Source organism: Flavobacterium sp. CFS9, from assembly GCF_041154745.1.
In the GTDB taxonomy this organism is placed as follows: Bacteria; Bacteroidota; Bacteroidia; order Flavobacteriales; family Flavobacteriaceae; genus Flavobacterium.
In genome coordinates, this window is the sequence record NZ_AP031573.1 from 984,858 (window position 1) to 1,000,426 (window position 15,569).

The 15,569-nt window shown below is 37.2% G+C and carries 14 protein-coding genes; 5 read left to right on the forward strand and 9 right to left on the reverse strand.

The features are described 5' to 3' along the window. Positions 1–58 precede the first annotated feature (58 nt). From ACAM30_RS04260 to ACAM30_RS04270, 3 genes are all read right to left on the reverse strand, one after another. A complete protein-coding gene (locus ACAM30_RS04260; protein ID WP_369617379.1) occupies positions 59–1,069 on the reverse strand; it encodes a 4-hydroxyproline epimerase in 1,011 nt (336 codons plus the stop codon). Then, complete coding sequence (locus ACAM30_RS04265; protein ID WP_369617380.1) at positions 1,070–2,656, reverse strand: aldehyde dehydrogenase (NADP(+)); 1,587 nt, start codon at positions 2,654–2,656, stop codon at positions 1,070–1,072. A gap of 98 nt (positions 2,657–2,754) precedes the next feature. Continuing rightward, complete coding sequence (locus tag ACAM30_RS04270; protein WP_369617381.1) at positions 2,755–3,684, reverse strand: dihydrodipicolinate synthase family protein; 930 nt, start codon at positions 3,682–3,684, stop codon at positions 2,755–2,757. Between the two features lie 178 nt (positions 3,685–3,862). Between ACAM30_RS04270 and ACAM30_RS04275 the strand changes: the two genes are divergently transcribed. Beyond that, positions 3,863–4,708 carry an AraC family transcriptional regulator gene (locus ACAM30_RS04275; protein ID WP_017494848.1) on the forward strand — a complete coding sequence of 282 codons (846 nt, stop codon included), beginning with the start codon at positions 3,863–3,865 and terminating at the stop codon, positions 4,706–4,708. Positions 4,709–4,970: 262 nt separating this feature from the next. On the opposite strand, the gene ACAM30_RS04280 is transcribed toward ACAM30_RS04275, so the two are convergent. The 6 genes from ACAM30_RS04280 to ACAM30_RS04305 all read right to left on the reverse strand — a co-directional run bounded on the left by ACAM30_RS04280 (position 4,971) and on the right by ACAM30_RS04305 (position 11,364). Further along, the gene (locus ACAM30_RS04280; protein WP_369618637.1) at positions 4,971–5,987 is read right to left on the reverse strand and encodes an endonuclease/exonuclease/phosphatase family protein; all 1,017 of its coding nucleotides are present in this window, start codon (positions 5,985–5,987) and stop codon (positions 4,971–4,973) included. 47 nt (positions 5,988–6,034) lie between these two features. Then, positions 6,035–6,898 (reverse strand): rhomboid family intramembrane serine protease, encoded by an 864-nt coding sequence (locus tag ACAM30_RS04285; RefSeq protein WP_369617382.1) that lies wholly within the window; start codon positions 6,896–6,898, stop codon positions 6,035–6,037. 43 nt (positions 6,899–6,941) lie between these two features. Next, positions 6,942–7,754, reverse strand: a complete 813-nt coding sequence (locus tag ACAM30_RS04290; RefSeq protein ID WP_369618638.1) for a rhomboid family intramembrane serine protease — start codon at positions 7,752–7,754, stop codon at positions 6,942–6,944. Further along, on the reverse strand, positions 7,754–9,712 hold the full coding sequence (gene mutL, locus ACAM30_RS04295; protein ID WP_369617383.1) for a DNA mismatch repair endonuclease MutL: 1,959 nt from the start codon (positions 9,710–9,712) through the stop codon (positions 7,754–7,756). Before mutL ends, ACAM30_RS04290 begins: the two co-directional genes overlap by 1 nt. A 218-nt stretch (positions 9,713–9,930) precedes the next feature. Beyond that, on the reverse strand, positions 9,931–10,503 hold the full coding sequence (gene ribH, locus ACAM30_RS04300) for a 6,7-dimethyl-8-ribityllumazine synthase (protein ID WP_369617384.1): 573 nt from the start codon (positions 10,501–10,503) through the stop codon (positions 9,931–9,933). Between the two features lie 81 nt (positions 10,504–10,584). Next, entirely contained in the window at positions 10,585–11,364 is a 780-nt protein-coding gene (locus ACAM30_RS04305) for a tol-pal system YbgF family protein (protein ID WP_369617385.1), read from the reverse strand. Positions 11,365–11,747: 383 nt separating this feature from the next. Here ACAM30_RS04305 and ACAM30_RS04310 point away from each other — a divergent pair, with 383 nt between their 5' ends. From ACAM30_RS04310 to ACAM30_RS04325, 4 genes are all read left to right on the forward strand, one after another. Further along, the gene (locus ACAM30_RS04310) at positions 11,748–12,842 is read left to right on the forward strand and encodes a DNA replication/repair protein RecF (protein ID WP_369617386.1); all 1,095 of its coding nucleotides are present in this window, start codon (positions 11,748–11,750) and stop codon (positions 12,840–12,842) included. Between the two features lie 106 nt (positions 12,843–12,948). Further along, positions 12,949–13,647, forward strand: coding sequence for a thioredoxin domain-containing protein (locus ACAM30_RS04315; RefSeq protein WP_369617387.1), 699 nt, complete (start codon positions 12,949–12,951; stop codon positions 13,645–13,647). Between the two features lie 10 nt (positions 13,648–13,657). Further along, positions 13,658–14,335, forward strand: coding sequence for a DUF2461 domain-containing protein (locus ACAM30_RS04320; RefSeq protein ID WP_369617388.1), 678 nt, complete (start codon positions 13,658–13,660; stop codon positions 14,333–14,335). Positions 14,336–14,414: 79 nt separating this feature from the next. Next, on the forward strand, positions 14,415–15,473 hold the full coding sequence (locus ACAM30_RS04325) for a glycosyltransferase (protein WP_369617389.1): 1,059 nt from the start codon (positions 14,415–14,417) through the stop codon (positions 15,471–15,473). Positions 15,474–15,569 lie beyond the last annotated feature (96 nt).

Sequence of the window (15,569 nt, forward strand, 5' to 3'; positions counted from 1 at the left end):
AAAATTCATTGAAGAAGAATCTCATCCTCCTTCAATGAATCTAAATTTTTAATATTTTTTAAATTACCTGAAAACCATGAGCATACGGATCATTCTCTTCATCGATAATGATGGTATTGTAACCGTATACTTTTGCCCAGCCCTGAATACTTGGTACAATCGCGGGAATTTCTCCAATTGAAGTTTCCTCTACCACTTTTCCAATAAACTTACTGCCAATATAACTTTCGTGAATAAAATCTTCTCCTGCTTTCAGTTTTCCTTTGGCATGCAGCTGCGCAATTCGTGCCGATGTTCCGGTACCGCAAGGAGAACGATCGATAGCTTTGTCTCCGTAGAAAACAGCATTTCGTCCTGATGATGTTGGATCTAAAGGCTCTCCTGTCCACAACATATGACTGACATCACGAATGGTATCATTTTCCGGATGGATAAAATAGTCCGGATATTTGGCATTAATTCTTTTGCGGACTTCCTGACTCAACTGGATAATTTTACCGGCGGAGAAATTCTGAATTCCTGAGAAATTTTTTTGTGGATCTACAATCGCATAATAGTTTCCTCCGTATGCTACATCAAAAGTAATTTCTCCCAGTTCCGGACAATCAATAGTTAATCCTTCTGCTGCCAAATACGATTTTACATTGGTCAGACGTACCCAGTCGACTTTATTTCCGGTTTGCTGGTACTCGATATTCACAAGACCGGCAGGAGCTTCCATTCTTATTTTCCCAGGTATTTTTGGGGTAATCAAACCTTCTTCAATGGCAATGGTAATGGTACCAATCGTTCCGTGACCGCACATGGGCAGACAACCGGAAGTTTCGATAAACAAAATTCCAAAATCATTGGCAGGATCACTTGGCGGATATAAAATACTGCCGCTCATCATATCATGTCCGCGAGGTTCAAACATTAATCCTTTGCGGATCCAGTCAAATTCTTTTAAAAAATGCTGGCGTTTTTCGCTCATGTTAGCCCCCGTCAAATTAGGCCCGCCACCTGCCACCACTCTCACAGGATTCCCGCAAGTGTGTGCATCTACACAAAAAAAAGTTTTCCTTGTCATTTATGATATCTGGGATTTTGTTTGAATATTATTTAAGGTTCTTAAAATCTGTAATGGATTTTCGTTCTGCAATTCTGCAGGTAATAATTCATTTGGCCAGTTTTGGTAACTAAACGGTCGAACCCAACGATAAACGGCATGGATTCCAACAGCAGTAAATCTCGAATCGGAAGAAGCCGGATAAGGGCCTCCGTGAATCATCGAAGGGCAAACTTCAACTCCCGTAGGAACTCCATTAAAAATCAATCGTCCCACTTTACTCTGCATCGCTGCTATCAATTCGTCCTGATTTTTCAATTCCTCAGACTCCCCAATAATGGTTCCTGTTAACTGTCCGTCCAATTGATTGATGATGGTCAGTAATTGTTGTTCATCATCACATTGCACCAGTACCGATACAGGTCCGAAAACCTCATGACTTAAGACTTTATTCTCTAAAAAAGTTTTCCCGTCTACGGTCAACACTTTCTGTACTCCGTAATTTGATGCCGCTTCACCTTTATATTCTGCAATTTTAGCGACTCCTTTCTGTGCCAGCATTGTTGCTGATCCTTCTTCAAAACCATTCTTCATGGAAGGATGCAGCATACAAAACGGTTCTATTTTTTCAATAGCCTCTGTCAATTCTTCTGAAAACTTATTCAATTCAGCCCCCTTAATTCCAAACAGTAATCCGGGATTGGTACAAAACTGACCTGCTCCAAGCGTGATAGATCCCGCATAAGCCGCAGCCCACTTTTGACTGTTTACCTCTACTGCTTTCGGCAAAAGAACCACAGGATTTACACTCCCCATCTCGGCAAAAACCGGAATGGGTTCCGGGCGCTGTGCTGCCAGATCAAATAAGGCTCTTCCGGCGCGAATGCTTCCGGTAAAACCAACTGCTTTCACCAATGGATGTTTCACCAGTGCCGTACCAAGAGTTGTTCCTCCACCAATAAGATTGGAGAAAACACCTTCCGGCATATTTGTTTTTTGTGCTGCTTTTATAATAGCCGAAGCAACCATTTCACCTGTTCCCACATGCATCGAGTGACTTTTTACAATCACAGGACAACCCGCCGCTAATGCTGAAGCGGTATCTCCTCCAGCTGTTGAAAAGGCAAACGGAAAATTACTTGACCCAAAAACCACCACCGGACCAAGGGGTACCAAAATTTTACGCAAATCTTCTTTTGGCGCAGGAACCCTGTCTGTTATTGCAGTATCAATTGCAGCCTGAACCCAGCTCCCTTCAATGAGCATTTGGGCAAACGCGCGTAGCTGACCAACCATTCTTCCGCGCTCCCCCTCTGCTCTGCCCATTGGAAAGCCGGATTCACTGCAATACTGAACTAACAAATCATTTCCTAAAGCTACGATTTCGTCAGCGATAGCATTTAAAAAACCTGCTCTTTCTAAACCGGAACATTTTTTATACGTTCCAAATGCCTGATGAGCCAAAGCAACTGCTTCTTCAATTTCTTCATGAGTTGCTTCTGTAAAAACCCAGGGATTTTCGACATTCTGCTGCGGATTAAATGTTTTAAATGTTTTATTTCCGGCAGCTTTGAGTGTGCTTCCCACGTAATTTTTTCCTGTAATCATATTTCTTTTTTGTTGTTTGAATAAATACTTTACAATTCTAAGAGTCTATTTAAAATCTAAACAGACTCTTAAAGAAGAAATTTGTAAAACCAATTGTATTAGCCTACATACTGTTCTAAGTTTTTATAATCAGGCAAAGTTGGTCTTGATGCTAAGGATTTGGCAATAATATCTAAAACTTTTTCTCTTTCAGCTCCCTGAAGCGGTAATCTTGGCGCACGAACATATTCTGTCCCGATACCTGTTGCTACTTCTGCAAGCTTAATATTTTGTACTAAAAATGAATTAATGTCTAATTCTAATAAAGGAAGGAACCATCTGTATATTTTCAAAGCCTCATCAATTCTGCCGGCTTTGGCTAATTTATATATCGCCACAGTTTCTTTTGGAAAAGCACATACCAGACCTGAAACCCATCCGTCAGACCCCATCAGTAAACTTTCTAAAGCCAGAGTATCTACTCCTGATAAAATCTTTAATCGGTCACCGAAACGGTTAATCATTCTGGTTACATTCGAAATATCTCTTGTGGATTCTTTTACTGCCTGAATGTTGTCAAATTTCAACAGTTCTTCAAACATATCCAGTGTAACTTCAATTTTATAATCTACCGGATTATTGTATATCATTATGGGAAGTGATGTGTTTTTTGCAACTTCAGAAAAGTACGTTACCGTTTCAAAATCAGAAGCTTTGTAACGCATTGGAGGCAACATCATTAAACCTTTTGCTCCATCTTGTTCGGCTTTATTGGCAGCTAAAATTGCAGCACGTGTGGTTTGCTCTGCAATATTCATAATTACCGGTACCTGATTGTTTACCAGACTAACCGTATTTTTTACCAATTCTCTTCTTTCATCTTCTAAAAGGGTGCTGGCTTCTCCTAATGTTCCGCCCAGAATTATTCCTTCAACACCTGCCTCTAATTGTGCTTGCAAGTTAACTTCAAACATTCTGAAGTCTAATTTATCATCTGCAGTAAATTTGGTTGTTACTGCCGGCATAACGCCTTTCCATTGAATACTCATAATATCGATTTTAATTAAAACCAAAATTATTTATATTGAACAAAGCAAGAGGCTTAAAAATTACCCCAAAACAATACTATATTACCCTATATAAAACAATTACACAAAAAACCAATTAATATATTGCTATTTTTTTGACAAAATAAAATATATTTGAATGAACTAACCTTGACCAACCATGAAAGTTTTTCCATTTAAAATCCCTAAATCGGGAGAAGATCCTCTTATATATCAGGAGGATAGAGAGATTGTTTTTTACGACAAACTCCATCAACACGAAGAAATACAAATTAGTTTTATCGAAAAAGGACAGGGTGCCATTTTTGCCGGAGATACCATCTCGCATTACCGCGAAGGCGATATCTTAATGATTGGAAGCAATTTACCTCATGTTTTCAGAAGTGAAGTATACGACAATGAGTCTTCCATTATGCGTACTTTATTCTTTACGACAAACTCGTTTGGAAAAGATTTCTTCTCACTAACCACTTTCAAAAACATTCAGCCTTTTTTAGAAAACAGCAAAAATGGCTTTATTACCCACAATCCCCCAAAAAAAATCGTCAAATCTTTTAAAAAACTAAATAAATCAGACAATTACGAACGCTTCATTTTGTTTTTAGAAATCATAAAGTGGCTTTCCAACAGTGAAAGGGAACAGCTATCCAATCATTTGTACGATAAAAAAATTACAGATAATGAAGGCAAACGAATGCAGACGGTATTCGAACACGTAATGACCAACTACCAAAAAAACATCAACCTGGATGAGATTGCCTCGATCGCCAATATGACCAAAAATGCGTTCTGCCGGTATTTTAAAGTCCGGACCAACAAGTCCTTTTTTCAGTTTTTAATAGAAGTAAGAATCGAACATGCTTCCAAACTGCTGGCCAACAATAGTGAACTTTCGGTTCTTGAAATTGCCGAATTATGCGGCTTTAACAACATCTCCAATTTCAACAGAAAGTTTAAGGAACTCAAACAGACTTCTCCTTTGCAATACCGGAAACTGAATCTGTAAGTAGTTTACTTTTACTTAACCGCAAAGGACGCAAAGTTTTTTGTCTAAGTTTACATATATAAACGCAAGGTTCGCAAAGCTGTAGGGTAAAGCTTTGCGAACCTTGCGTTTATATAAAATCTAACAAGTAAAAATCCTTGCGCCCCCAGCGGTTAAAAAATCTGCGTAATCTGCGTAAAAAAATAACCTAACACATAGCATAAAAAAAATGCAAACTAAAAACTTTTCACAGCTTACATTTTACATCTCACATCTCACAAAACTACTCAATAGAAAGCCTCGTCATAATAGGATAATGATCTGAATTTTCGAAGTCAGAAAAACTTTCAAACTGTTTGACTTTCATCTTACTGTCAGTAAAAATATAATCAATACGTGCCGGATAATAACGGAACTTATAAGTTGCTCCAAATCCTTCTCCGGCTTCTTCAAAGGCATCTTTAAGTTTTCCTTTGATATTTCGGTAAACATATGAAAACGGACTATTATTCATATCTCCACAAATAATAATCGGGTTTTTACATTGTTTGATATTTTCTTTAAAGATCTCGGCCTGCTCTTGCTGCTGTCTGAAACCTTTACTGATTCGGGTATAGATTAACTGTGATTTCTCCTGATTGACATGATCAATATTGTCTGAAATGTCACTTACATCCGGAGAAATTTTTATCGACTGCAGGTGCATGTTGTACACACGAATAACCTCTTTACCTCTTTTAATATCGGCATAGACTACATTATTGTCTGAATTTGGAAAGACGATATTTCCCTGATCAATAATAGGGAATTTGGAGAAAATTGCCTGACCGGTTTTAATTTTATTCCCATCAATAAAAATATAGCGATGCGGATACACTTTCAAATCCAGATGAGCCGAGTTGGAATACTCCTGAATACAAAGAATGTCCGGATCTTTTTCGTCGATAAAGGCTTTTATATTGGAAGGAATATCGTCGCGATCGAGCCACTTGAAAACATTAAAAAGACGTACATTATAACTCATTACAGAGAAATCTCTCTCGTCCTTAACATATTCTTTTGCTGAGAATTTATAAAATTTACTGATAAAAGTAATTCCGGTTAACAACACCAAACCGGACAGAATAAGACGTTTCTTAAACTGAATGCCCCAATAGACGAAGAACAAACCATTGAGAACAAAGAAAGCCGGCATAAAGAGCGTCAAAACCGATAGCAGCGGAAAACTCTTTGGTGCCAGAAATGGTAAAATATAAATACTAAACGTCAATACAGTTAGCACTATATTCAAAAAGAACATTATTTTATTAAACCATGAAAGGTTTTTCATATTGCGGACCTAAACGATTATTTTCCAGCTTTAAATAAAAACTCTTTTTCTTCTTTTGTCAGACAATCATAACCGGACTGGCTGATTTTGTCTAAAATTTCATCAATTTGTTGTTGCGTTTTGTCTTTCGTAACAATTCTTGACGTCACTTTTTCAGTAGGTTTTTTGTAATTTTTATGAACTTTTGTAAATGGGGTCGATGGGGATTTTTTAAACAGATTGGCAAAGAAATCTAATGTTCTCGAAACAATTTTACTAAGATCTGTACCGTTTTGAAGCAGCTTGATAAAAAGGAATCCAAAGAAAGCTCCTGCCAAATGCGAGATATGTCCTCCGGTATTGTCTAAACGAAACTGCATTAAATCAAGAACCAGAATGACAGCTGTAATGTGCCAAAGTTTTACATTACCGATAAGCAGCAAACGAACATTCATCAAAGGCTGATAAGTGGTAACACCCATCAGGATGGCCATGATGGCAGCCGATGCTCCTACAATAGGCGCTGAAATATTTAAAAAATAAAAACTCAATGCAAAAACAACTCCCGAAAAAATGGCTCCTAAAATATACAGTCCGAGATATTGTTTTTGGGTAAAGAAAGTCAGGAACAACTGGCTCGCAAAATTCAGCACCATCATATTAAACAACAAATGCAGAAAGCCATAATGAAAGAAAGCATACGTCAGGAACGTCCAGGGTTTGAACATAAAAACGGCAGGATCTGATGACAATGCCAGCCAGTTTGGAAAGGCAAACTGCGCTGTAGAAAAGTTATAGAAAAGCACTAATGAAATCAGGAAACAACCAATGTTCCAAAAAATAACACGCATAGCAATTCCGCCTAATCGATATTGTAATTTTAAATCATCCAGAATGTTCATAGAAGCTTTCTTTAGTTTTTATTTGCAATATTAAAGTTAAAAATTAATTCCAACGATTGTTATTAAACTGATTTTTTTTCCAGTACCACATCATGAAGTACCCAATGACCGCACCTCCAATGTGAGCGAAGTGAGCGACTCCTGTACCTCCTCCTCCAAATATAGAATCTCCTTTGAAACCTAAAAACAAATCAATCGCTAAAATTCCGGGTACAAAATATTTCGCCTTAATCGGGATTGGTATAAACATCAAAGCAAGTTCAGCATTTGGAAACATAAAAGCAAAAGCCACTAAAAGTCCATAAATAGCACCCGAAGCTCCTACCATTGGCACCTGAGTAATCACAGAAGCATTAAACAATCCTTTAAACCCTTCTTCGGTAAGATTGGTCTTTCCCACCCCTTCCAGTATTGGTTTAATTTGTTCTAAAAACAAATCGGATCTAAAACTCGCTCCATCGCTAAAATTTACATTTAGAATCTGATGCAATGTGGCATCTGATAAGCCTAAGCTTCTTACCGGCTCTAAAGCGTCCTGAAATTGCAGATAATTTACCCCTATTTGTAATAAAGCAGCACCTAATCCACAGGAGATGTAAAAGAAAATAAACTTCTTTCCTCCCCAGAAATGTTCTAAGGCCGATCCGAAAGAAACCATCGCAAACATATTAAAGGCAATATGCAAAATACCGCCGTGCATAAACATATGCGTGATAGGCTGCCAAAGTTTAAAAAAATCACTTTCCGGAAAAAATAGTGCAAAAAACTGCTCGGAAACTGGCACTAACTGAGCACCTATAAAAAATATGATATTAATTATAAGCAGTTGTTTTACGACAGGAGTCATGTTATTCATCATAAGGCAAACTTTTTATCTATATCTTCTACACGCATCGTGATGAAGGTAGGTTTTTGAAAAGGTGAAATGTTTGGATCTTTACAGGCAAATAATCCGTTAACCAGATTGTCCTGTTCTTTTTCGGTTAAATACGATCCGGTTTTAACCGCTAAACTTTTAGCCATTGACTTGGCAATGGTATCATTCTGGCTGTAACTATTGGCCGGAATTCCATCTTGTAAATCACTTAATAATTGTTCGATCACCAAGGAGACTTCACTTTCGGTAATGTTTACCGGAATTCCCGAAATCACGATATGATCGGTCTGAGCGTCATCAAAAACGAAACCGGTTGTTTCTAAAGAAGGTTTCAATTCTTCGATCAGTTTCATTTCGGCCGAAGAATAGAATAAATTCAACGGAAACAATAATTGCTGACTGGAAGCCTGATTGACCGTCATATTCAACAAAAACTGCTCGTACAAAATACGCTGATGCGCTCTTTGCTGATCGACAATCACCATTCCGGATTTGATTGGCGATACAATATATTTTTTATGAATCTGATACGTTCCCTGACTCGCTTGTTCAATTTCATTATCGTTAAATAATGAAGAGGTCACTTCTTCGTTTTCGAAAGTAAACGGTGAACTTTCGATACTCTCGGTCTCTAAACCGGTATACAAACTTTCCCAGCTTGCCGTTGGCTCGACTCTTTTAGAATAACCGGAATAAGAATTTGCTCCGGAGCTATAACTTGAGCCTGAACCTGAATTGGAACTCGAGCCAGATCCTGAGCTAAAACCTGAAACCGAACTGAAACCGGAACCTGATCCCGATTTTGAATAATGCTGATTGGTTTTATCGTCCGTAAATGGGTTAAAAGTCCCGTCAACCTGAATCGTTGGTGTTTCGGCTTCTACATCTTTATAATGGTATGGTGTATCTAAATTGGCATCACGTTCAAAATCTAAAACCGGCGCGACATTAAACTGACCTAAACTGTGTTTTATAGAGGCTCTTAAAATAGCGTACAAAGCCTGCTCATCATCAAACTTAATTTCTGTTTTGGTAGGATGAATATTGATATCAATCGTATTAGGCGGAACTTTCAAATATAAAAAGTAACTTGGCTGCGAACCGTCTTTCAAAAGTCCGTCATAAGCCGCCATTACTGCATGATGCAGATACCCGCTTTTAATGAAACGATCGTTTACAAAAAAGAACTGCTCTCCCCTGCTTTTCTTTGCAAACTCTGGCTTGCAAACAAATCCCTGAACGTTAATGATCTCTGTATCTTCACTAACCGGAACTAATTTTTCATTGGTTTTACCGGACATGATCCCTACAATTCGCTGACGATAACCTGCCGCAGGCAAATTATACAATTCGCTTCCATTGTGGTAAAAAGTAAAATGAATATTAGGATGCGCCATTGCCACACGCTGAAACTCGTCCATAACATGACGAAACTCCACCGTATCCGATTTTAAGAAATTACGGCGGGCAGGAATATTAAAAAATAAATTTTTAACCGCAAAAGAAGTTCCTTTAGGCAAAACAGCTTCTTCCTGCGACACAAATTTACTTCCTTCGATTACAATATGCGTCCCCAGTTCTTCCTGATCCTGTTTCGTCTTCATTTCCATGTGGGCAATCGCCGCGATAGAAGCCAATGCTTCTCCACGGAATCCTTTGGTGTGAAGCGAAAAAAGATCTTCGGCCTGGCGTATTTTTGAAGTAGCGTGACGTGCAAAACACAAACGTGCATCCGTTACACTCATCCCCATTCCATTATCGATAACCTGAACTAATGATTTTCCGGCATCTTTAATAATCAATTTAATGTCAGTTGCTTTCGCATCAACAGCATTTTCTAACAGCTCTTTTACAACCGAAGCAGGTCTTTGAACCACCTCTCCGGCAGCAATTTGATTCGCAACGTGATCAGGAAGTAATTGAATGATACTCGACATTAAAAAATTTGGGTTAAAGGTTGTCCATCGATTTTTGTTGAAAATAATCCGTAAAATCTCAGGGTAATATTATTATTTCAATTCTGGTTTTTAAAACCAAGGTGTACAAATTTAATGAATTTCTGTTGGCTTTTTGAACAACAGCTATCATAAAAAAAACAAAAAACCTATACTATTTTACACAGTATAGGTTTTAGTATTAGTAAAACAATTGTGTTTTATTCGTTCTCAATTTTAATTGGTGTTTCTTCGATCTGAAGCGCTCCTGAAGACAACAATGGCTGATTGAAAGGGTGTGACATAGAAGCCTGTTGGCGAATATAGGCCATTTTGATTGCTGCGATTGCAGCCTCAGTTCCTTTGTTTCCGTGAATCCCCCCGCTTCTGTCGATTGACTGCTGCATGTTATTGTCTGTTAAAACACAAAAAATAACCGGGATATCGGTTTGAACATTCAAATCTTTTATGCCCTGAGTAACACCTTCACATACAAAATCAAAGTGTTTTGTTTCTCCCTGAATCACACACCCAATTACAATTACGGCATCAACGTTTTGCGTTTGCAGCATTTTCTTGGCACCATAAACAAGTTCAAAACTCCCCGGAACATTCCAGCGGATAATTTGATGAGCCGGAACTTCACAATCTGTCAGAGCATCAAAAGCGCCGTTATAAAGTCCTTCTGTAACCGTTTCATTCCATTCAGAAACAACAATCCCAAATCGAAAATCTTTCGCATTTGGGATTGTGTTTTTATCGTATTCTGATAAATTTTTATTTTGAGTAGCCATCCTATAGATTTTAGATTGTAGATTTTAGATTTTAGATTCTTAACTACAAATCTACAATCTAAAATCTAAAGTCTCATATTTTTATTGTGCTAATCCGATCAATACATCAACAGCCGCTGCTTCCGGAGTCGTGTCGTAGTTGTCTTTGATATCTGTTAAGTACTTCAAAGCGTCTTCTTTTTGACCTAAAGCCAAAGCTGTTTTACCTGCTTTTAATAAGAAACGAGGAGTAGTGAAATCATTTTTATTAGATTCAGCAGCTTTTACATAATAGTCCAAAGCTTCTTTTTGTTGGTTCTTTTGAGAATAAGCATCTCCAATAGCACCAATTGCCAAAGCACCTACAATAGCTTCTTTCGATTTAAATTCTCCTAAATATTTAATTGCATCATCGTATTTACCAATGTTCAAAGAAGCAATACCTGCGTAATAGTTCGCTAAATTTCCGGCATCAGTTCCTGAATATTCGTCTGCAATTTTAATGAAACCGAATTTACCTTCAGAACCATTTAAAGCCAATTTGTATAGAGAATCACTTGCTACACCGTTAGTCGCTTTTTCGAAGTTTTGCTGAGCAACAAACATTTCGCTTGCAGCCTCATCCTGCTTAGGATTTTCAACAAATTTCTGATACGCTAAATATCCAATAGTAGCAATTGCAATACCAGCAACTAAACCAATAATGATTTTTTGATTTTTAGCTACCCAGTCCTCAGTTTTTGAAGCAGTTTCATCTAACTTTGAAAAAACACCTGCTGTTGTACTGTCTTTCTCGTCAATAACTACCTGTGTTTCCTCATTTACTTCTTTAACTTCTTTCTCTTTTGGTGCTTTATATCCTCTTTTATTGTAAGTTGCCATTTAAAATTAATTTAGTGAACGGCAAAAATAAAATTTTTATTGAAACCGACGTAAAAAAAATCAATTTTATCACTATTTTAAAAAAAATATTTTCATTAACACCAAGTCCTTGCTTGTTAAGCTGAAAATAATTCCGCTTCAAATCGACCAAAAGCCTTTTATATCGATAATTTTCGATAATTTGCACCCTCAAATTTTTGATGATTTTAAACGACACTTTTCTAAGCCAAAACCATTTTTTTTGCCACTGGTTTTAAAGATTTACACAGATTAACAGAGTCTGCCTATAAAAATCTTTTTTTTATCCTTATTAATCTGCGGAAGAAAAAGAACTAAAAGAGTTACTTAAAAAGCATCAAATTTTATCTTAGAGTGTCTTAAAAATGTATTTAAACAAAATTTCTTTATTCAATTATAAAAACTTCTCCGAAATCAATTTTGATTTCGACCATAAGATCAATTGTTTTGTTGGCAAAAATGGAATTGGAAAGACCAATGTCCTGGATGCCATTTATCATCTGGCCTACGGGAAAAGTTATTTCAATCCTTTAGCCGTTCAAAATATCAAACACGGAGAAGAGTTTTTTGTAATTGATGCCGAATTAGAAAAAAACGACAGAACCGAACAGATTGTCTGCAGTTTAAAAAAAGGACAGAAAAAGGTTTTAAAAAGAAACGGCAAAGCTTACGATAAATTTTCCGATCATATCGGGTTCATTCCGCTGGTTATTATTTCCCCTGCCGACCGTGATTTAATCGTGGAAGGAAGCGAAACCCGCCGTAAATTTATGGACAGTGTGATTTCGCAATTGGACTCCACTTATCTGCACCAGCTTATTCAATATCAAAAAGTAATTGTGCAACGCAATGCTCTGCTAAAATATTTCGCACTGAACCATACTTTTGACAATGATACTTTATCCATATACAATGAACAGCTGAATACTTTCGGGCAATCGATATTCGAAAAACGAAAAGATTTCCTGGAGCAATTTATACCTATATTTAATGTACACCATCAGGCCATAACGGGATCAGAAGAAACTGTGCAATTGGTTTACGAAAGTCATTTGTTCGAAAAAGACTTATTGGCTCTGCTTAAGGAGAACATCAACAAAGACCGTGCATTGCAGTACACAAGCGTAGGCATCCACAAAGATGACCTCTCCTTTGAAATTGATGCACATCCTATTAAAAAATTTGGATCTCAAGGGCAGCAAAAATCTTTTCTGATTGCTTTGAAACTGGCTCAATTTGAGTTTTTAAAAAAACAAAGCGGCGTAAAACCTCTGCTATTGTTTGATGATATTTTTGACAAATTAGATGAAACCCGCGTGTCCAAAATTATCGAAATGGTTAACACCGAAACTTTCGGACAGCTTTTTATCTCAGACACACATCCTGAACGTACCGAGGCTATTGTAAAATCGACACATCAGAGTTACAAAATATTTAAATTAGACAATTACACCAATTAGATAATGTGTCAATGAGAAAATTAGATAATGATTTTGCATGGGCTAATTTTCCAATTGACACATTAAAAATCATTATTTTAGCAATTCTATTTTTAAACACAACCTTATGAAGTTCTCTAAAATTCTATTCCTTATACTTTCTGTAGTACTCATTTCCTGCAACGAAAAAAAATCCGGTATTATTGAAGAAATTGCTCCGAAGGATTTCGCCGAAAAAATTAAAACAACCGAAAACGCTCAAATATTGGATGTTCGAACTCCGGAAGAATTCGAATCCAATCACATAGACCATGCGGTAAATGTAAACTGGAACGGTGACGATTTTACTGCCAAAGTTGCGGCTTATGACAAATCGAAACCTGTTTTTGTCTATTGTTTAAGTGGCGGAAGAAGTAAAAAAGCAGCTGCAAAACTTAACGAATTGGGTTTTACCTCTGTCTATGAATTAGAAGGCGGCATCATGAAATGGAATGCAGAAGGATTTTCTAAACCTTCAACAGCTAACGCAGGAATGACCATGGATGAGTTTAACAATCTGCTAAAAACAGACAAGAAAGTATTAGTAGATTTTTACGCAGAATGGTGTGGTCCCTGCAAGCAAATGGAACCGTATCTTTTGAAAATGCAAAAAGAAATGGCCGATAAAGTAGTTATCATTCGTATTGATGTGGACAAAAACGAAACTTTGGCTACTCAAATGAAAATCGAACAGCTTCCTACTATGATCTTATATGAAAACAAGGCCGAAAAATGGAAAAACATCGGTTTCATCAAAGAAGAAGACTTAAAAAAACAACTGCAATAACAGAGAAGATATGCTAACGAAAGAATCATTGCAATTTTTAGACGATTTAAAAAAGAACAACAATCGGGATTGGTTTCTGGACAACAAGAAACGATATGAAATTTTCAAGAAAGATTATCACCAATTAGTCAGTGCTTTACTGGATGCTATGAAACCTCTGGATCCTGCACTGGAACTATTGGAAGTTAAAAACTGTACTTTCAGAATCAATCGTGATATTCGGTTTTCTAAAGATAAATCTCCCTACAAAGCACATTTAGGAATCTGGATGTCTTCAGCTGTGAAAGGCCTCAACCGAGCCGGATATTATGTGCATATTGAAAAAGGAGCCAGTTTTATTGCGGGAGGGTTTTATTCTCCTGAAGCTGAAGATCTAAAAAAAATACGCAAAGAAATCGCTTTCTTCCATGACGATCTGGAAGCAATACTGGCGGATAAAAACTTCAAAAAAGAATTTGGCAGTCTGGATGTCAACGAAAATACCTCTCTTAAAAACCCACCAAGGGGTTATGAAAAAGACCATCCCGCCATTGAACTGTTAAAATTAAAAAGCTTTACAGCCACCCAAAAATACAACATAGACGAGGTGACTCAAAAAGACTTCGTTTCGAAAATGAGTCAAAAACTCATCGCTTTAAAACCTTTAAACGAATTCTTTAATCGTGCTTTAGACACCGAAGAATTTTAGAAAAGATAAACCGCCACGAATTCACGAATTATTTAAATTAATTTGTGAATTCGTGGCGTAAAAAATTTAAGTTTGCCAAATGAAAAGAAAAATACTTTTTCTGGGAGAGTCCTATCGGGCAGATGCCATCACCTGGATGAAAGGCCTGAAAGAATTTGGCGATTTTGAAATCTGCACCTGGGAACTTCAAACCCCCAACCATTCCAAACTCAGCCGATTCAAGCGTATTTTAGAGTATCTTTTCTCCCCCTTTTCGATTCGAAAAAGAATCAGACAGGAAAAACCGGACATGATTATTGCCGAAAGAACCACCAGCTATGGCTTTCTGGCAGCAATTTCAGGAATGCATCCTATTGCAATTGCACAGCAAGGCCGAACCGATTTATGGCCGGAAGGTTCAATACTACTCCCTTTTAAAAAATTCATTCAGAAACACGCTTTCAAAAAAGCAGATTTAATACATGCCTGGGGGCCTGTTATGACCATTTCGATGAAAGCCATTGGTGTGGACATGAGCAAAGTTTTAGTACTCCCGAAAGGAATTGATTTATCGATTTTCTCTCCTTTAATAAACAACTCAACTAAAATCGAAGCGATTGTCACGCGTTCGTTACAGCCAGAATACCGTCATGATTCCATCTTAAAAGCCTTCGGTATTTTACACCAAAAAGGAATTGACTTCTCCTTAACCATCGTGGGCGACGGAACCCGACTGCAATCTTTGAAAGATCTGGCCACAGCACTGCAAATTGAAAACAAAGTAATTTTCACCGGACGTATTCCAAATACGGAACTCCCTAAATTATTACAGCAATCCAACATTTATATCAGCATGCCTGTTACCGAAGGGGTATCCGCATCCTTATTTGAAGCCATGGCCTGCAATTGTTATCCCGTAGTTTCCGACATTCCCGGAAACCAAAGCTGGATCAGACATCGCGAAAACGGGCAGTTAATTACAATTGACCATATCGAAATGTTAGCTGAAGAACTCATTTGGTCTTTTGAAAATCCTGAATTACGAAATCAGGCTGTCATTCGAAATAGAAAATTTGTGGAAGAGAATGCAAATTACAATCTGAACATGAAGGTTATTTCTAACAAATATCATGAGCTATTGGATTTAAAAAGAAATTAAGCTTTCTCAGAAAAACTGTAAATCCCTCAACAAAAAAACGTAACTTTTCTTCCGTCGCAACGACCTACTTATTTCATTGAATTGTTTAATTTAATC